Here is an 18,488-nt window from a genome sequence, read left to right on the forward strand (position 1 = left end):
ATGGCACGACCTTTCACCCTCTTCACCGGCCAGTGGGCCGACCTGACCCTGGACGAGGTGGCCGGGCTGGCCGCCGGCTGGGGCTATGACGGACTGGAGATCGCCGTCTCCGGTGAGCATCTCGACGCGGCGCGCTGGGACGATGACGACTACATCGCCGAGCGGCTCGGGATCCTCAAGAAGCACGGCCTGAAGCTGTGGGCCATCTCGAACCACCTCAAGGGCCAGGCCGTGTGCGACGACCCGATCGACTTCCGGCATCAGGCGATCGTCGGCAGCGCGGTGTGGGGCGACGGCGACCCGGAGGGCGTGCGGCAGCGCGCGGCCGAGGAGCTGAAGAACACCGCGCGGCTCGCGAAGAAGCTCGGCGTGAAGACCGTGGTCGGGTTCACGGGGTCGAAGATCTGGCAGTACGTGGCGATGTTCCCGCCGGTCCCGGCCGAGGTCATCGACGCCGGCTACCAGGACTTCGCGGACCGCTGGAACCCCATCCTCGACGTGTTCGACGAGTGTGGCGTGCGCTTCGCCCATGAGGTCCACCCGAGCGAGATCGCCTACGACTACTGGTCCACGCAGCGGGCGCTCGAGGCGATCGGGCACCGCGAGGCGTTCGGGCTGAACTGGGACCCGTCCCACATGATGTGGCAGGGCATCGACCCGGTCTCCTTCATCACCGATTTCGCGGACCGGATCTACCACGTGGACTGCAAGGACACCCGGATGCGGATGGGCAACGGCCGGGCGGGCATCCTGTCCTCCCACTTGGCCTGGGGCGATCCGCACCGGGGCTGGGACTTCGTCTCGGCGGGCCGCGGGGATGTGCCGTGGGAGGATTCCTTCCGCGCGCTTACGGCCATCGGCTACGACGGCCCCATCTCGGTCGAGTGGGAGGACGCCGGGATGGACCGGCTGCAGGGTGCGCCGGAGGCCCTGGCGGCCCTGAAGCGCTTCGACTTGGAGCCCAGCTCCCAGTCCTTCGACGCCGCCTTCAGCAACCAGAGCTGACGACGCGCACGTCCCGTCCTCCGCGAGAGAACAGCTGATGCCCGGATACGGCGTGTATCCGGGCATCAGCTGTTCCCTCGCGCGGGTACGTGTCGCGCAGGTGCGTGGTCAGGCGGTGGGTGAGGGGAGCGGCTCGGGTTCCTCCGCGTCGTCGAGACCGGCCTTGTCCATGTCCTCGGCCAGCGCCGCGTACACCTGAGGCCGCTTGCGCCGGAGGTACGGTCCGAGGATCAGCCCGCCGACGACGGCCGCCACCAGCAGGAGCGGCAGGAGCCGCACGGCCAGGGCGTCTGAGCCGGCCACGATGTCGAAGTTGATGATCGCCAGGACCACGATCGTCCCCAGGCCCAGCATGGCGATGAGCGGCGCCACGAAGGTCCGGCCGATCCGCGGGTCCCGCTGCCGCCGGAAGTGGACGATGATCGCGAGGGCCGCGAGCACCTGGAGCACCATGATGCACAGCGTGCCGAAGCCGATCATGCTCGGCACGAGCGAGGTGATCGGGTCGAGGCCGGCCAGGGCGAACGCCCCTGCCACGACGACGGCGAACACTGCCTGCACGACGCACGCCACCACCGGGGACCCTCCCGCGTTGGTGCGGGCCAGGGCGTAGGGGAACACCCGGGCGCGGCCCAGGGCGTAGAGATAGCGGGCCGCCGAGTTGTGGAAGGCCAGCATCGCCGCGAAGAGGCTCACGAGCAGGAGGACCATCATGATCTTCACGAGCGGATCCCCGAGGTACTGGCCGGCCAGGCTGAAGAGCAGATCGCCGGATTCGAGGTGTTCCTGTGAGGCGCTCTGTGCCTGCGCGACGCCCGTGGCGCTCACCACGGCCCAGCTGGTCAGCGCGAAGACCACGCCGATGATGCTCACGGCGATGTAGGTGGCACGGGGCACCGTGCGGGAGGGGTTCTTGGCCTCCTCACCGAAGAGGCTGGTTGCTTCGAAGCCGAGGAACGCCGTCGCCGCGAGCAGGAGCCCGATAGGCAGCGATCCGGAGAAGATCGCGTCCGGGGAGAAGGCCTCCACGCTGAAGCCGGTGCGGACCAGGACCGAGATGTCGAACACCACGAGCACCAGGGTCTCCAGCACCAGGGCGATGCCGAGCACCGCGGAGCTGATGTCGATGCCGCGGCGGGCCAGCAGGAAGGACGCCACGATGGACAGCAGACCCCACACGTACCAGTGCACGTCGAGGCCGGTCAGTTGGGCGATGATCGTCTGCATGAAGAAGCCGCTGGTCCCAATGGTGCCGACCACGAAGAAGTTGTAGCCCAGCGTCGCGATGAGTCCCGCCACGAGACCGCCGGTCCGGCCGAGGCCCTTGAGGACGAACGCGTAGAAGCCTCCGGCGTTGACCAGCACGCGGGACATCTGGGCGTAGCCGACCGCGAAGATCAGGAAGAGGGCGGCGATCACGAGGAACGCGAAGGGCGTGCCTCCGCCGTTGCCGAGGGCGATCGCGAGTGAGGCAACCACCACCGTGCCGGTGAGCGGAGCGACGGCGGCGAGCACCAGGAACACGACGCCGGGGGTGCCGAGCGTGCCGCGTTTGAGGCCGGAGGCCGAGCCGGTTGACGCCGGGCTCGCTGAAGCTGGGAGTTTTTCCACGCTGTATCTCCTTGACGGTGAAGCGAATGCGAGGGGATGGGGGGCGGCTGGTCAGAGACCGGCGTCGGCGAAAGCGATCGTGGGCACGTCTACGACGTGGGCGCCGCCGTCGGCCACGAGCACGGCGCCGGTGATGTACGAGGAGGCAGGTGAGCCGAGGAACACGGCGATTGAAGCGATCTCCTCGGGTTCCGCGGGCCTGCCGAGGGGGACGTTGCGGGTCACGGTCCGGTAGGCGTCCTCCCGGGAGGCGATGCCGGCCTGTGCCGCGAATTCGTCCATCTCGGCGTCGGCCATGGGGGTCCGCACCCAGCCGGGGCAGATCGCGTTGACCCGGACACCGTGGGGGCCGTAGTCGCGGGCGAGGCTCCGTGTCAGGCCGATCAAGGCGTGCTTGCCAGTGGTGTAGCCGACGACGGATGGGCCAGCGAAGAGCCCTGCGAGGGAGGACATCACCACGATCCGGCCCGAGCTGCGGATGAGTTCCGGGAGGCAGGCGCGGGCCGTGACGAAGGCCGTGTTCAGATTGGCGCGCAGGGCGGCGTCCCAGGCGGCGTCGTCGGTGTCGAGAGCGGAGGAGAAGCCGTGGCCTCCCGCGTTCGCGACCAGGACGTCCAGCCGTCCGTGCCGGCGGACGATCTCGGCGACGCCCTCCTGGGCGGATGCGGCGTCGGAGGCGTCCAGGACGAGCGCCGTGCCGTTGATCTCCTCGGCGATCGCCAGCAAGGGTTCCGCACGGCGGCCCGCCACGACCACCGTGTCCCCGGCAGCGGCGAAGGCGCGGGCGATCGCGGCGCCGATGCCCGTGCCTCCGCCGGTGATCAGGACGACCTGTGACGGGGTCTCAGGGGCGGTGTTCGTTTCAGGATCTGTGGTCATGATGTCCTCCAAAGCAAGGTGTCCTCCAAAATCAGGTGGGGAAGGCCGTGTCAGGCCGGGAAGGCGCTGCGGGCGCTGTACGCGAAGTCGCTGAGCAGGGTGGTCCCGTTGACAGGACCCAGCTGCGGCGACAGGAGGAACAGCACCTGCTGCGCCACCTGCTCGGGGCTCTGCACCGGGAAGGCGGCGTCCGCGAAGCCACCGGGTTTCTCCAGATCGGTCCGGCTCATGGGCGTGTCCACCACGGAAGGGCAGAGGGAATTGACCCGGATGCCGTGCCCGGCCCACTCGACCGCCACCGCTCGCCCCAGCTGGACCAGCCCGGCCTTGGACGCACAGTAGGGGGCCATGCCGGGCGCCGCCACGACGGCCGAGTCACTCGCCAGAAGCACGACGGCGGGCTGCCGCCCCTCGCGCAGCAGCGGCAGGGCGTGCTTGAGCACCAGGAACGGGGCCAGGAGGTTGACGTCGAGCACCGTCCGCCACTCCCGCAGCTCCGTGTCCTCCAGAGGTGTGCCGACCGGCCCGGAGACCCCGGCGCACGAGACCAGGAGATCCAAGGAGCCGAAGCGGTCCGCCAGGGACGCGAACGCCGTCTGGACCGTGGTCTCGTCGCAGAGATCCAGGCACAGCGGTACGAAGGCGGCGGCCGCGGGTGCGGGCGCGCCGTCGTCGGACGTCGCGAGGCGCGAGCCGTCCGGCGACGGTGGCAACGCGGCGAACTCTTGGGCGGCGCGGTCCAGGGCGGCCTGGTCGCGGTCCAGACCAGCCACCGCGCAGCCCTCGGACAGCAACGCGGCGCACACCGCGCGGCCGATGCCGCTCGCCGCGCCGGTCACCACCGCGAACCGGCCGCCCAGTCCGGTGTTCACGGGAGCGCCTCGGGGGAGCGTGCCGCGGAGGGCGAAGTCGTCGAGTTCATGGATCTCATCCTGAACTCTCCGCACGACGAGAGCGCCAGGGCCTGCGCGGAACGGCTACTGCCTTGCCCGCCCGGGCAAGTGGACGTGAGGCTCTTCACCCCTGGGCAAGTGCAGGGCGCGGACACCCATGGGAATACGCGGACGGCGGGAGCAGACTGAAGGCAGGCCCGGCAGCCCGTCGGGCATGGACACGCTGTATTCAGCACGGCAGTTTCAAGGAGCATCATGACGGAACACGGCACGATTCCGGGCGCCTCGCTCTCCGACACCTCGACCTGGCTTCCCCTGGACGGCCTCGCCCCGGGGTTCGACGCCAACAAGGCCCCGCATGACACCGGTCTGGCCGGGCAGGTGATCGTGGTGACCGATGAGCGCGGCACCAGCGTCACCCATGCGTTCACCGACAGCGAGGTGTCCTGGGACTACCAGCCCGGCCCGGATGACACCTTGGAAGCTCATCAGGGCACGGATGCCTACGAAGCCTTCCTGGTGGACGACGGTCTCTACTTCGTCCAGTTCCACCACCGCTTCCGTCAGGATCAGGCCGTGTCGCTGGTGCTGGACCTCCGCGACGGGCGTGCCCTGAGCGTGCTCAGCACCATCCTGGACGAGGACCGTCCGGCCGGCGCCACACGGGTGCGGCACGACATCGGTTCTGCGGTGATCGGCGGCGGCGAGGTGAGCGGCGCGGCGCCCGCCCCGACGTCGGCCCTGATCGGCCGCCGTGTCGTGTGGGACTACAGCCCCGAACACGCCTACGAGCACATCTACCTCTCCGAGCAGTGGTACACGTGGCAGTGCCTCGCCGGACCGGAGAAGGGCCTGGCGGACACGGATGAGAACTCGGTCTGGCAGGTACGGCCGGGCATCTACGTCTTCGCGTGGCGAGAGAAGGTCATCCCCTGCGCTTCGGTGACCATCGCCGACCACCGGGACGCCTCCGCCATCCGCTCACACGGCGTGCTCTTCGGTCTCGACGAGACCGGTGAGGTCCCGACCCACTTCACCTTCGGCGCCCACGGCCGCCTGGTGTCCATGACGGTCCACCCGGAGAACCTCAACTTCGTCTGAGCCGGCTCGGTCCGGCTCTGTCCGACCCGGCCTGACTTCGCCTGACCGGCGGCGCGAGCCGCACGTGAAAGCCCCCGGAAGGAATCTTCCGGGGGCTTTCACGTGCTCAAGAACGTCCGGAGTCGGGCGTCAGCTCCTGATGACCTGGCTCGCCGCGACGGCCTTGAGCCCCTCGACGCCGAACTCCAGGCCGTAGCCGGACTGCTTCACGCCGCCGAACGGCACCATCGGGTGCAGGCCGCCGTGGCTGTTGACCCAGACTGTCCCGGCCTGGAGGCGTGACGCCAGCTCCAGAGCGCGGGCGCGGTCCGAAGACCACACGGAGGCTCCGAGCCCCACGGACGCGGCGTTCGCCATGGCGATGGCGTCTTCCACATCGTCGAAGCGGACCACGGGCAGCGCCGGACCGAACTGTTCCTCCTGGACCAGGTCGGCGTCGTCGGCGATGTCGGTGACAATCGTGATGGGGAAGAACGTCCCGCCCAGGGGAGTTCCGCCGGTGGCGAGCGTCGCCCCGGAGGCCTTCGCAGAGTCCACCAGGCGCTGGACAATGCGGAACTGCGCCTCGTTCTGCACCGGACCGAGCAGATTGCCCTCTTCCAGCCCCGGACCCATCGGGGTGCGGGCGGCGACGGCGGCCAGCTCGCGGACCACCGCGTCGTGGACGGAGGAGTGGACGTAGAGCCGCTTGAGGGCCGCGCAGGTCTGGCCGGTGTTGATGAACGCGCCCCAGAAGAGGTCCTCCGCGATGGCGACTGGATTGACATCGTCCAGGACGATCCCGGCGTCGTTCCCGCCCAGCTCCAGGGTGAGGCGCTTGATGGTGTCCGCGGAGCTGCGGATGATCGAGCTGCCCGTCTTCGTGGAACCCGTGAACATGACCTTGCTGATGGCGGGGTGCTCCGCGAGGGCGGCACTGACCTCACGGTCGCCGCTCACCACTTCCAGGACGCCGGCGGGAAGCACGGAGTTCACCACGTGCACGAGCGCCAGGACGCTCAGCGGCGTGTACTCGGAGGGCTTGACGATCACCGCGTTGCCCATGCGCAGCGCCGGGGCGAACTGCCAGACGGCGATCATGAGCGGCCAGTTCCACGGTCCGATCGCCGCGACGAGCCCGAGCGCGCGATAGTGCAGCTCCGCCCGGCCGCTCTCGTCGTCGACCAGAACCTGCGGTTCCAGCACGGTGTCCGCCGCAGCGCGCAGCCAGGCGGAGCAGGCGCCCACTTCGAAACGGGCGTTCGGGCCGTCCAGCGGCTTGCCCTGTTCACGGGACAGGAGGCGGGCCAGGGCCTCGCCGTGGGCTTCGACCGCGTCGGCGGCGGCGTGGAGCAGCCGGCTCCGCTCCTCATGGCCGAGAGCGTCCCAGGCCGGCTGCGCCGCCGTCGCCCGGGCGATCGCCGCCTCGAGGTCCTCCACGCCCTCCACCGGCGCCCGGCCGATGACCTCTCCGGTGGCGACGTCGCGGATCTCCCGCCCGCCGTCACCGGCCTGGACGGCGTTCAGCAGTTCCTCGTACTGTTCCATGGTTCCTCCTCCTGATGGACGGTGCTTCCCTCACGTTAGGACCGGGCGACCTGGCCGTCATCGGCTCCCAGCGTGCGCGGCTTGTCCGGCAGCGCATGATCCGCGGACGGATCACGACGACGGCGGCCGGGCCGTCGCCGTCGTCGCGCGCCGTGGTCAGTGGCAGGTGCAGGCTTGCTCGCCGCCGCAGCACCCGCCGCCGGCGCTCTTGGCGCCGTCCGCGAGATCGAGGGCGGGGTTCCGGTCCAGGAAACCGTGCGGCTTGAGGCTGAAGCCCGAGTAGTCCACGGGCATGATGGGCCAGTCCTCGGTGCGCGGGACGTGGGTGGGACCGAAGACGTGCCAGAGGACCAGACGTTCGTCCTCCAAGGGCCGGTCGGCCGCCGTCCACGCCGGGAGACCCGCGCCGCCCGGATTGGCGTTCGGGAAGTCGCCCGCCGGGAACCGCTCATCGCTGTGGAGCGGCGTCGCCCACAGGTGCTCCGTGGCGAAGGTCGCCCGCTGGAACACCGTCGACTCCGGCTGGGCCATGAGGACCGGCCCCGTGTGCGGGTGGAGCCGGTATGCGGTGGGACGGCCGACGGCGTTCGTGGCGGAGCCGCTCCGGACCTCCCAGACGCGCCCCATCGAGGGGTCCGCCTTCCTGCGTGCGGCCGACTCCGTGGGCAGGAGCCGTTCCTCCCAGGTGAAGGCATTCCCGTAGGGGTTGGACGGACCAGTGGGGACGCCACGCACCTCGACCTCGTAGAGCGAGTTCTCCGGGGTGTCCACGGCGGTCTCCAGACGGGCGCAGAACAGGTGCTGGTGCACCGGGGCGAAGACACCCGGGGCCACCTCGGGGGCATGCGGGTTCTCGGCGCCGGGGTGACCCGCACCCGCGAACACGATCCCGGTGGCCTTCGCCTCCAGCTGGACCGTCCCGTCCAGGTACAGGTACCAGAAGAAGCCGTAGTCGTAGTTGCCGATGGTGGAGAAGTAGGAGATGACCAGGCGGCGGGAGCGGCGGACCTCCGTGTTGCCCTCGGTGTCCGTGTGCTTCCAGAGGATCCCGTAGTCCTCCTCGTGCATGCAGACCGCGTGCGGGATCTTCACGGGGTGCCCGTGGTCGTCCGCCACGAACTGATCGAAGTAGTGGATCACGCCGAGACAGTCGCAGCCGAGGGTGAGCGCATTGGCGTTCTTCCCCAGGAGGTACTCGCCGGCGTCGAAGTAACTGATCCAGTAACGCCCGATCGCCGTGTCACCGTACGGCACCACCATCTCGGGGACGCTGGCCCGGCGCAGGACGCTGCGCTCCCGCTGACCGTCCCGGAAACTCAGGCCGTTGAGCACCAGACCCTCCCGGGCGTTGAACCCCACCCGGAACGACCAGTTCTCCCACGTGACCTTCGAGCCGTCCACCCGGAAGCTCGGCCCCTCGGGCTGGGTGATCTCGATCGGCTTGAGGCTCTCGCGGGCCGGCCCCCAGGCGGAGAGCGAGTAGTCGCCGGATGCCTCAGGGACGGGCACGTCCCCCTCGTCATCCACACGGATGACGCGCTCGCGGGTGAGGTCGATGTGGACCACCAGTCCCTCGACGGGATGGGCCCAGGGGCTGTCGCCCTCGTGGTCGCGGAGGAAGGTGAGGGATCGGATGACCCGCGTGCCGCTCTCGTCCTCACGGCCGAAGTGGCCTGGGGCCAGCGGAGCGCAGAAGGCGAGCTCCCGGCGGTCTCCGAGACCTCGCCGATCCATGGCGGCCTGCCAGGACGGGTCGTCCTTGACGATCCGTTCGACCCGCTCGTACTCCTCGAAGAGGTACTGCGGCTGGCCTTCGGTGTCCGTGTCGATCGTGCGGACCGACTCCACGGTCCCGACGTCGTCAGACCCCGGTTCGCCGAGGAGCACGACGGCCCGGGTGGCCTCGCCTGTGGCGATATCCAGGAGGACGATCTCGACGCGGCGCTCCAGGGGTGAGCCTTCCTGCCACTCGTCGAGCCACGCGGGTTCGGGGGCCAGCGGCAGGAGCTGCGGCACGCGGACGGAGGATCCCAGGAGCCCGGCGTCCTCCAGAACGGCCCGGGTCCGTGCGATCTCCTCCGCCGTGAGCGGGTCCAGCGGATGCGCCACCTCGCGCGGCTCCGTGGTCCGTTCCCCGTGGGTGTGAAGAGTCGTGTCCGTGTGCCCGTGCGCCATCAAGTGGTCCTTCCGCGATGCCGGGCGCCGGTCCGGCCGACGCCCACTGTCCCTCCCACGCTAGGCGTTCCGGGCCGACGGGGGAGGGAAGGCTTCAGGCATGGTCAAGGCCTGTGCTCTCCCGGCCAACCCGCGCCCTCCCGGACAAGGCCGCGATGCGCGACGACGGCGGCGCACCCGCCGTCGTCCGGACGTCAGGCGGCGAAGCGCATCCGGAAGTCGCGGGGGCTCTCGCCGAACGTCGACTTGAAGGTGCGGCTGAAGTGGGCCGGATCCGGGAAGCCCCACGACGCCGCGATCGAGGCGACCGAGCGGTTCACGAGGAACGGATCGGAGAGCTCGCGCTGGCAGCGGGCGAGGCGTTGCTGGCGGATCCAGGCGGACACCGTCACGCCCTGCGAGTGGAACAGGCCGTGCAGATGCCGGGTGGAGATGTAGTGGGCCGCCGCGATGGAGCCCGGGGTCAGGTCCGGCGAGGCGAGGTTGCGCTCGATGTAGGCGTGGATGTCGGCCAGGAGCTTCTCCCGCGGGTCGACGACGGGACGCTGGGCGCCCAGCGACCCGGCGAACGCGGTGGCCAGGACGTCCAGACAGGAGTTGGCGATCCGCACGCCGAAGGGGCCCGAGAGCTGGTCGAGACTCGTGGACACCTTGGCGAGCAGCGCGGCGGCGAGGCTGCCGAGCTGCCCCGGAGCGGCGAGGTTGACAGCGGAGATCTGGTGGATCTGGGACTCGGGCAGCTCGAAGGTGGACTTCGGGAACATGGCCACGAGCACGCGGGTCTGTTCCTCGGAGATCACGGAGTACGGCCGGGAGGTGTCGTAGACCGCCAGATCGCCGGGCTGGAGGAACACCTCGCGGGAGTCCTGGATCAGGAGGCTCGACCCCGCCAGCACGAGGCTGACCTTGTAGTAGTCCTCGCCGCCCTGCCGGATCAGTTCGGGCGTCCGCTCCACCTGATGCCCGCCCGCCGTGAGCTCGGTCAGGTGGAAGTCCAGGGCCGAGGCGGAGCGGATGCTGCTGAAGAACACCCCGTGCTCCGGGCCGGACACCTTCAACGGGACGAAGGAAGAGGAGACACTCTCCCGGAAGGCTTCGAAGTCGTGGCTGCGCTGGAAGCTGACGGGCTGTCCGGCGGCGCCGTGTACGGGAGCGTGCATCATGATTCCCATCCGTTGATCAGAGACGTCCATCGTGTGATGGAGATCTCAGTTCGGTTGCCCAGGATTGTATATGATCCAGGACGGGGATGAGAAGCCCTGCGGCCCTGCGACGGGGTATATGAAGCCCGCGTGGGCGGGTGGATGCGGCGCCGTCCTGTCCGGCGCGGGCCGGTTATTCGAAGCGGGACGGATCGCCCATGCCGTAGCGGGCGATCTCCGGGTAGCCGCTCGAGTAGTCGATCACCGTGGTGGGCTCCGCGCCGCATTCGCCGGCGTCGATCACGGCGTCCACCTGGTGGTCCAGCTCCTCCTTGATCTCCCAGCCCTCGACCATGGGGGTCTCCTGACCGGGCAGCAGCAGGGTGGAGGACAGGAGTGGTTCGCCGAGCTCGTCCAGGATCGCCTGCGTCACGCGATGGTCCGGGATGCGCACGCCCACGGTCTTCTTCTTGGGCTGCAGGAGGCGGCGCGGCACCTCCTTGGTGGCCGGGAGGATGAACGTGTAGCTGCCCGGGGTCACGGCCTTGATGTCGCGGAAGGCGTCGTTGCCGATGTTCACGAGCTGGCCCATCTGGGCGAAGCTACTGCAGACCAGGGTGAAATGGTGCTTGTCATCCAGGTGCCGGATCTGGCGGATGCGGTTGAGCGCCTCCTGATTGCCCAGCGCGGCGCCGAGTGCGTAACAGGAGTCGGTCGGGTAGGCCACCAGGCCGCCGTCGCGGATGATCTGCACCACCTGCTGCACGAGGCGTGGCTGAGGGTCCAGGGGGTGAATGTCGAAATAGCGGGCCATGCTTCTGAGCATACGTCGGCTCCGGTAGCGTGTGAGGATGGATTCGTTCTGGGGACACCTCGTCGCGTTCTGGTGGCTGATCTTCCCGCTCAGCGCAGTCGCCGGCGGATGGTGGCACCGTTTCTCCAAGGAGGGCGAAATCCGTCACCGGCGCCGCCTGGAACTGGAGCGGCTCAGGGCCGGCCTCCCTCCGGAGCCGAGCGGAGGCGGCGAACCGCAGCCGGCGGAGTCCGGCGCGCCCGAGCCCGGGACCGAGGACGGGAAGGCCGCGCCGTCGCCGGTCCAGGACGCCTCGCGCCTCCTGGCCGATCACGACGCCATCAATGCCCGCTGGCTAGAATACGAGCTGGACGTGGCCAAGATGATCGACTTCCCCGGCATGAGCGACGTCGGGGAGCCGCTGACCGTGGAGTACCTCAAGGCCAAGCGCCGTGCGGACTCCCTGCGGCCGGTGGGTCAGGAGGAACTGAGCCGCGAGGATCTCGAGGCGTACCGCGAGGCTGTGCTCGCCTACGGTCATGCGTTCGACGTCGCGGAGCGCAACGCGCACAGGATGAAGGACGCGGCGTTCTCGCCGGAGGAGCGTGAACGCCTGTCCCGCGCGCGGCAGCTGCTCAACATCGCCGTCGACCCCGGGTCGACCGCGCCGGAGCGCCAGGCCGCCTACCGCCGGGTCCGCAAGGAGCTCGACGGTCTTCTCGCCGTCCCGCAGACCGCATTCTCGGCGCTGGAGCGCCAGATCGCGGCAGCGCTGGATCCGTCCCACCGCCCGGCTTCGGAGGAACACCAGGGCTGAGCGCGCCGGTGGTTCACCGGATTTTCATGCTTTCGTCAACTGCCCTTAACATAGCGATGTGGCGTCCCTGCGCGCTGCGGCTGACTCACGACATACAGATTGGGCCCGGGTGGACGTCACCTTCATGGCAGCGCTGGTTATTGTGCTGGCTCTGTTCTTCGATTTCACAAATGGTTTCCACGACACCGCGAACGCCATGGCGACACCCATCGCCACCGGCGCCATCAAACCCAAGACGGCCGTCGCTCTCGCCGCGGCGCTGAACCTGGTGGGAGCCTTCCTCTCCACCGAGGTCGCCAAGACCGTCTCGGGCGGGATCATCCGGGAAGGCTCGGACGGTGTGCACATCACTCCGGAGATCATCTTCGCCGGTCTGATGGGCGCGATCCTCTGGAACATGTTCACCTGGCTCAAGGGCCTGCCGTCCAGTTCGTCACACGCCCTGTTCGGCGGCCTCATCGGCGCGGCCGTGGTCGGCATCGGCGTGTACTCGGTCAATTTCGACACGGTGATGCTGAAGGTCATCCTCCCGGCGGTCTTCGCGCCGGTCATCGCGGGCGGCGTCGCGTACATCTGCACCCGTCTGGCCTATGCGCTGACCTCGCGGCATGATCCGGAGACCGGTGACAAGCTCACCCAGAAGCGCGGTGGGTTCCGCACCGGCCAGATCTTCACGTCCAGCCTGGTCGCTCTGGCGCACGGCACCAACGACGCGCAGAAGACTATGGGCATCATCACCCTCGTCCTGATCGCCAGCGGCACGCAGCCGGCCGGTTCCGGCCCGGAGTTCTGGGTCATCGCGGCCTGTGCTCTCGCCATCGCCATCGGCACGTACTCCGGCGGCTGGCGCATCATCCGGACCATGGGCTCCGGTCTGACCGAGGTGAAGCCCGCCCAGGGCTTCTCGGCGGAGACCAGCACGGCCGCCGCCATCCTGGCGTCGTCGCACCTCGGCTTCGCGCTGTCCACCACGCAGGTGGCGTCCGGTTCGGTGATCGGCTCCGGCCTGGGCCGTAAGGGCACCACGGTGCGCTGGGGCATGGTGGGCAAGATCGCCACCGGCTGGCTCTTCACGCTTCCGGCGGCGGCCGTCGTCGGCGCCCTCACGGCGCTGCTGGTGGGCACCGGCCCGGTCGGCACGGCCATCGCGATCGCAGTCGGCATCGGCACGATCGTCGCCATGTTCGTCTACTCCCGCAAGTCGCATGTGAGCCACGCGAATGCGGTCGAGGTTGAAGAGGCCGGCACGGCCGTCCGCTTCCAGAAGAAGAAGAAGGCCTCCAAGGCCCCCAAGGCGACGAACAACGAGGTCCAGGAATGAAGTGGTTGGAACTGCTGCAGGTCGCGGGCGTCACGCTCGTCTCCGCCGTCATCCTGGTGGTGCTGTACTCGCTGGGCGTGCGCCTGACCGCCATCGCGGCCGACGCCGAGCAGAAGTCCCCGCGCCTCGCGCGGTCGCTCGCGTACCTGTGTTTCGGCGCCTGCGGGATCGCGGTCCTGTTCGGGATCTACCTGATCGTCCCGTACTTCAGCAAGTAGGCACTTGAGCAAGTAGGCACTTCAGCGGGCGGGCGCCTGCGAGGGCGACCGGCCCGGCGTCGTCGGGCTAGGGTGAGGTATGGGGAAATTCCAGTACTTCACCGCAGTGTCCCTCGACGGCTTCATCGCCACGGAATCCGACTCTCTCGACTGGCTTCTGAACGCCGAGGAGACCGGCACTGAAGGCCGGATCGAGGAGTTCTACGCCGGCGTCGGATGCCTGGTCATGGGCGGGACCACCTACCAGTGGATCCTCGACCACTTCGAAGGCGAGTGGCCGTACAGCGGCACGCCGGTCTGGGTGTTCACCCACCACGAGATGCCGGTGTATCCGGGCGGCGACGTCACGCTCATCCGCGGGGACGTCGAAGAGTTCGTCCCGGATTTCCTGCGCGACGCCGGGGACAAGGACGTCTGGGTCATGGGCGGCGGTGAGCTGGCCGCTCAGTTCGCGGCGGCCGGTCATCTCGACGAACTCATCCTCACGGTCATGCCGGTCATCCTGGGCTCCGGGAAGCGCATCCTGCCACTCACCGGCGGGATACGTCAGCTCGAACTGATGGAGAGCGCCGCCGTGGGCAACGTCCTGGAACTCCGGTACGCGCTCAAGCCCGCCGGGTGAAAATGTCCGGGCGTGCCACTACGCTGGCAGGGTGAGTGAAACATCCCAGAGCGCGGTAGCTGCAACCACGTCCACCGGTCCGTCCGAGCCCCTCGAGTCCACTGCTCCGGCACCGGCGGACCAGGCCTCTCAGGAGACCCGGAAGCGGCTCCTGGTGCTGGACGGGCATTCCATGGCCTTCCGGGCGTTCTTCGCCCTTCCCGCGGACAACTTCGCCACGTCCACCGGCCAGCACACCAATGCGGTGCACGGCTTCACCTCGATGCTGATCAACCTGATCAAGGACCAGCAGCCCACCCACGTGGCCGTCGCGTTCGACGTCTCGGATGACACCACCTTCCGCAAGAAGGAATACGACGGGTACAAGGGCGGACGCAACGCCACGCCTGAGGAGTTCCGCGGTCAGATCGATTTGATCGACCAGGTCATGGGCGCCTGGGGCATCAAGACCCTGCGCATGCCCGGCTATGAGGCGGATGACATCCTGGCCACCCTTGCCGCGCAGGGTGAGGAGGCGGGCTGGGAGGTCCTCCTCGTCTCGGGCGACCGTGACGCCTTCCAGCTGATCACGGACAACGTCTTCGTCCTGTACCCGAAGAAGGGCGTCTCGGACATCCCCCGCATGGACGCGGAGGCTGTCCGGGAGAAGTACTTCGTGGGTCCCGAGCAGTACTCGGATCTGGCGGCGCTCGTGGGGGAGACGGCGGACAATCTCCCCGGCGTGCCCGGCGTGGGTCCCAAGACGGCCGCCAAGTGGATCAACCTCTACGGCGGCCTCCCGGGGATCCTGGAGAACCTCGACAGCATCGGCGGCAAGGTCGGCGATTCGCTCCGCGCCCACATCGAGGACGTCAAGCGCAACCGCCGGCTCAACCGGCTCCTGACGGATCTGGACCTGGGCGTCGGCCTGGACGAACTGGCCGCTCCGCGACCGGACCAGGACGCCGTGGAGGAACTCTTCGACGCGCTGGAGTTCAGGACGCTCCGCACCCGCCTGTTCGCGCTGTACGGCGAGGACACCGACGGCGTCCAGCACGAAGGCGTCGAGCTGCCGCCCTTCGAGATCGGGGCCGACGCGGAGTCGCTCGGCACCTTCCTGGCAGGGGACAGCGGCGGCATCCCGGCAGCCCTGGCCGTCGCCTCGGTGAGCGGTGGGATCGGCCAGGAGGCCAGCGCCATCGCGATCCTGCGCGGTGAATCCGCCCGGTACCTGGATTTGACCGAGCTCGACGCCGCCACCGAGAGTGTGCTCGCCGCCTGGCTCGCGGACAGCGGCCAGGAGAAGGCCATCCATGAGTACAAGGAAGCGTTCAAGGCCCTGCACGCCCGTGGTCTGACGCTGGAGGGCGTCGTGGATGACACCTCGATCTCCGGCTACCTGATCCAGCCCGACCGCCGGAACTACGAGCTCGCCGAGCTGGTGCAGCACCACCTTAAGATCACCCTGGAGTCGGCCCCTGCCGTCCCCGCCGGGCAGCTCGATCTCGGTCTCGACGTCGACGGCACCGCCGCGCAGGCCCGCGCCGAGGCGCTGGTGCGGGAAGCGGCGGCCGTGCGCGCGCTGAGCGACCACCTGGCCCCGCTGCTCGTGGAGCGCCAGGCCGATCAGCTGCTCCTCACGCTCGAGCTTCCCGTGGCCCGCGTCCTGGCCGACATGGAGATTGCAGGCATCTCGGTCTCCCGGGAGAAGATGCAGGAACAGCTCGACGATCTGGCCCGCCAGGTGGAGATCGCCCAGCAGGGCGCCTACGCCGCGATCGGCCACGAGGTCAACCTCGGCTCGCCCAAGCAGCTCCAGACGGTGCTCTTCGAGGAGCTGGCCCTGCCGAAGACCAAGAAGATCAAGTCCGGCTACACCACGGACGCGGCGAGCCTGAAGAACCTGCTGGAGAAGACCGGACACGAGTTCCTGGTCCAGCTCATGGCCCACCGCGAGGCCTCCAAGCTGCGTCAGATGGTGGAGACCCTGTACAAGTCCGTCGCCGATGACGGCCGGATCCACACCACCTACGCCCAGAACGTCGCGGCCACGGGACGTATCTCCAGCAACAACCCGAATCTGCAGAACATCCCGGTCCGCAGCGAGGAAGGCCGGCGGGTCCGCGATCTCTTCGAGGTCTCCGAGGGTTACGAGTGCCTTCTCGCCGCCGACTACTCGCAGATCGAGATGCGCATCATGGCGCACCTCTCCGAGGACGCCGGGCTCATCCAGGCGTACCGCGACGGCGAGGACCTGCACCGCTACGTCGGCTCCCACATCTTCGGGGTGGCCCCGGAGGACGTCACGAGTGCCATGCGGTCCAAGGTGAAGGCCATGTCCTACGGCCTCGCGTACGGGCTCACGAGCTTCGGGCTCTCCAAGCAGCTGGAGATCTCGGTGGACGAGGCGCGGACCCTCATGAAGGACTACTTCGACCGCTTCGGCGCCGTGCGTGACTACCTGCGCGGCGTCGTCGAGCAGGCCCGGCAGGACGGCTACACGGCCACCATCGAAGGCCGTCGCCGGTACCTCCCGGACCTGACCAGCACGGACCGGCACCTGCGGGAGATCGCGGAGCGCGTGGCCCTCAACTCGCCGATCCAGGGCTCCGCCGCGGACATCATCAAGCGGGCCATGCTGGGTGTCGCCCGGGCGCTCCAGGAGGAAGGCCTCAAGTCCCGCCTGCTGCTCCAGGTCCATGACGAACTCGTCCTGGAAGTGGCCGAAGGTGAGCGTGAACAGGTTGAGAAGCTGGTCATCCGGGAGATGGGCAACGCGGCAGAACTGACCGTGCCGCTCGACGTCCAGGTGGGCGAGGGCCACAGCTGGCACGACGCCGGACACTGACACAGCGCTACAGTCACCGGCGTCCGACACAGCGCGACGGCGGCCGTCCCGGAGGAATCCGGGACGGCCGCCGTCGTCGTTGTGCGGTGACTCGGTGCTCAGTACTCCTCGCCGTACTTGTACTCCGGGAAGTCGAAGCAGGTGCTGAAGGCGTCGACACGCAGCCTGTCGGGTTTTGCGGAGAAGCCAACGATCAGATGGGTCCCGTCGCGGTGGAGCAGGTCCACGGCGGACTGCCCGTCGTCATCGGTCTTGTCCGTCAGTGTCCAGCCATCCTTGCCGCCGAATTCGGTCTTCACCGTGGCCAGGATCGCCGCCTTGTCGGGCTGGCCGACCAAGGTGACCTCGCCCGCGCCGGACCAGAGTTTCTGCTCGCCCTGACACGCCATGAGGCTGGACTTCTCGTTGAGGAACTGAGTCCCCCGAGAACTGCTGGGCACGGAGTCCAGGACCGTCCGTTCGAGGGAGAGCACGGTCTTCTTGGCTTCTTCGAGGGTCGGCTTGTCCGCGCGGGAGGTCTCGGTGGGCGTTCCCACGGCTGGTGCACAGGCACCCAGAAGGATCGCGACCGCTGTGAGCGGCACGATGAATCGGGTGTGCCGCCGGGAACGGTGAGACGTCCTGCGGAGAACCTGCCAGGCGTCGTGTCTCATGCCGGTCAGACCCGGCCCGAGAACGTGTCGCACTTGTTCAGATCGCCGGACTGGTAGCCCGTGAGGAACCACTTCTGGCGCTGAGCGCTCGAACCGTGGGTCCAGGATTCGGGGCTCACCCGGCCCGTGGCGGCTTTCTGGATCCGGTCATCACCCACGGAGGACGCGGCGGACAGGGCATCGCGGATGTCGCTCTGGCTCAGCGGCTTGAGGAAAGGCTGCCCGCCGGACTTATCCGGCTGGGTGCTGGCATAGTGGGCCCAGATACCCGCGAAGCAATCGGCCTGGAGCTCCACCCGGACACCGCCGGACTGCGGGCCCTGGGGATCGCGCTGGGCGTAGTCGATGGTGCCGAGGATGTTCTGGACGTGGTGCCCGAACTCGTGGGCCACCACATACTCTTGCGCGAGCGGCCCGCCAGAGGATCCGAACTGGGTCACGAGCTCCTGGAAGAATCCGGGGTCGAAGTACGCGGTGCGGTCGGCAGGGCAGTAGAAGGGCCCCACCTCGGTGGTCGCGGGACCGCAGCCGCTCTGGGTGCGCTGAGTGAACAGGACCGTCTTGGGGCGCGGGTACTGCTTGCCGTACTGCCGGAGATAATCAGGCCAGAAGGCGTTCAGGCTGTTCACCGTGCCGGTGATCCGGCAATCGAGCTGCTGATTCGCCTGCGCGCCGGTGCGGCACTGGGCGGCGCTGCCCTGGCCGGACTGCTGGCTCTGCGCGGGCGGCTGCTCACCGGTGCCGGTGAGGTCACCGAGGAGCGAGGGATTGACCCCCAGCAGCGTCAGGACCAGGATCAGCAGACCGCCGCCGATGCCGCCGCCCACCTTCACGCCGGTGCTCATACCCCGCCGGTCCTCCACCTGCGAGGAATCCAGCTGACTGCCTTCGTTGAAACTCATGC

The 18,488-nt window shown here is 68.8% G+C and carries 16 protein-coding genes; 7 read left to right on the forward strand and 9 right to left on the reverse strand.

Annotated elements, in window-relative coordinates; translation table 11 throughout:
• A complete protein-coding gene (locus AB6732_RS05665; protein ID WP_370959049.1) occupies positions 1–1,005 on the forward strand; it encodes a sugar phosphate isomerase/epimerase family protein in 1,005 nt (334 codons plus the stop codon).
• Positions 1,006–1,113: 108 nt separating this feature from the next.
• On the opposite strand, the gene AB6732_RS05670 is transcribed toward AB6732_RS05665, so the two are convergent.
• From AB6732_RS05670 to AB6732_RS05680, 3 genes are read right to left on the reverse strand one after another with little or no spacing between them, the layout of a single operon-like run.
• Positions 1,114–2,616 (reverse strand): APC family permease, encoded by a 1,503-nt coding sequence (locus AB6732_RS05670; protein WP_370959051.1) that lies wholly within the window; start codon positions 2,614–2,616, stop codon positions 1,114–1,116.
• Positions 2,617–2,667: 51 nt separating this feature from the next.
• Positions 2,668–3,495, reverse strand: coding sequence for an SDR family NAD(P)-dependent oxidoreductase (locus tag AB6732_RS05675; protein WP_370959053.1), 828 nt, complete (start codon positions 3,493–3,495; stop codon positions 2,668–2,670).
• A 50-nt stretch (positions 3,496–3,545) separates the two neighbouring features.
• The gene (locus AB6732_RS05680) at positions 3,546–4,442 is read right to left on the reverse strand and encodes an SDR family NAD(P)-dependent oxidoreductase (RefSeq protein ID WP_370959055.1); all 897 of its coding nucleotides are present in this window, start codon (positions 4,440–4,442) and stop codon (positions 3,546–3,548) included.
• A gap of 201 nt (positions 4,443–4,643) precedes the next feature.
• Here AB6732_RS05680 and AB6732_RS05685 point away from each other — a divergent pair, with 201 nt between their 5' ends.
• Positions 4,644–5,489: a molybdenum cofactor biosynthesis F family protein gene (locus AB6732_RS05685; RefSeq protein ID WP_370959057.1), complete on the forward strand. Its 846-nt coding sequence runs from the start codon at positions 4,644–4,646 to the stop codon at positions 5,487–5,489.
• Positions 5,490–5,618: 129 nt separating this feature from the next.
• On the opposite strand, the gene AB6732_RS05690 is transcribed toward AB6732_RS05685, so the two are convergent.
• From AB6732_RS05690 to AB6732_RS05705, 4 genes are all read right to left on the reverse strand, one after another.
• Positions 5,619–7,016 carry an aldehyde dehydrogenase family protein gene (locus AB6732_RS05690; protein ID WP_370959058.1) on the reverse strand — a complete coding sequence of 466 codons (1,398 nt, stop codon included), beginning with the start codon at positions 7,014–7,016 and terminating at the stop codon, positions 5,619–5,621.
• Positions 7,017–7,172: 156 nt separating this feature from the next.
• Positions 7,173–9,191, reverse strand: a complete 2,019-nt coding sequence (locus tag AB6732_RS05695; protein ID WP_370959059.1) for a primary-amine oxidase — start codon at positions 9,189–9,191, stop codon at positions 7,173–7,175.
• Between the two features lie 194 nt (positions 9,192–9,385).
• Positions 9,386–10,354, reverse strand: coding sequence for a helix-turn-helix domain-containing protein (locus tag AB6732_RS05700; RefSeq protein WP_066213016.1), 969 nt, complete (start codon positions 10,352–10,354; stop codon positions 9,386–9,388).
• A gap of 172 nt (positions 10,355–10,526) precedes the next feature.
• Positions 10,527–11,147: an L-threonylcarbamoyladenylate synthase gene (locus tag AB6732_RS05705; protein ID WP_307497089.1), complete on the reverse strand. Its 621-nt coding sequence runs from the start codon at positions 11,145–11,147 to the stop codon at positions 10,527–10,529.
• 37 nt (positions 11,148–11,184) lie between these two features.
• On the opposite strand from AB6732_RS05705, the gene AB6732_RS05710 reads away from it, so the two are divergent.
• From AB6732_RS05710 to polA, 5 genes are all read left to right on the forward strand, one after another.
• Positions 11,185–11,943, forward strand: coding sequence for a hypothetical protein (locus AB6732_RS05710; RefSeq protein ID WP_370959060.1), 759 nt, complete (start codon positions 11,185–11,187; stop codon positions 11,941–11,943).
• Between the two features lie 109 nt (positions 11,944–12,052).
• Positions 12,053–13,264 (forward strand): anion permease, encoded by a 1,212-nt coding sequence (locus AB6732_RS05715; RefSeq protein ID WP_370959061.1) that lies wholly within the window; start codon positions 12,053–12,055, stop codon positions 13,262–13,264.
• Positions 13,261–13,482, forward strand: a complete 222-nt coding sequence (locus AB6732_RS05720; protein WP_370959062.1) for a hypothetical protein — start codon at positions 13,261–13,263, stop codon at positions 13,480–13,482. Before AB6732_RS05715 ends, AB6732_RS05720 begins: the two co-directional genes overlap by 4 nt.
• 79 nt (positions 13,483–13,561) lie before the next feature.
• Positions 13,562–14,104, forward strand: coding sequence for a dihydrofolate reductase family protein (locus tag AB6732_RS05725; protein WP_370959063.1), 543 nt, complete (start codon positions 13,562–13,564; stop codon positions 14,102–14,104).
• Positions 14,105–14,276: 172 nt separating this feature from the next.
• Positions 14,277–16,931, forward strand: a complete 2,655-nt coding sequence (polA, locus tag AB6732_RS05730; RefSeq protein WP_370959604.1) for a DNA polymerase I — start codon at positions 14,277–14,279, stop codon at positions 16,929–16,931.
• Positions 16,932–17,029: 98 nt separating this feature from the next.
• Here the strand turns inward: polA and AB6732_RS05735 are convergent, their stop codons facing one another.
• Complete coding sequence (locus AB6732_RS05735; protein ID WP_370959064.1) at positions 17,030–17,467, reverse strand: hypothetical protein; 438 nt, start codon at positions 17,465–17,467, stop codon at positions 17,030–17,032.
• Between the two features lie 122 nt (positions 17,468–17,589).
• On the reverse strand, positions 17,590–18,486 hold the full coding sequence (locus AB6732_RS05740) for a neutral zinc metallopeptidase (RefSeq protein WP_370959065.1): 897 nt from the start codon (positions 18,484–18,486) through the stop codon (positions 17,590–17,592).
• Positions 18,487–18,488: the final 2 nt, after the last annotated feature.

This window comes from Arthrobacter sp. RCC_34 (genome assembly GCF_041360795.1).
In the GTDB taxonomy this organism is placed as follows: Bacteria; Actinomycetota; Actinomycetes; order Actinomycetales; family Micrococcaceae; genus Arthrobacter_E.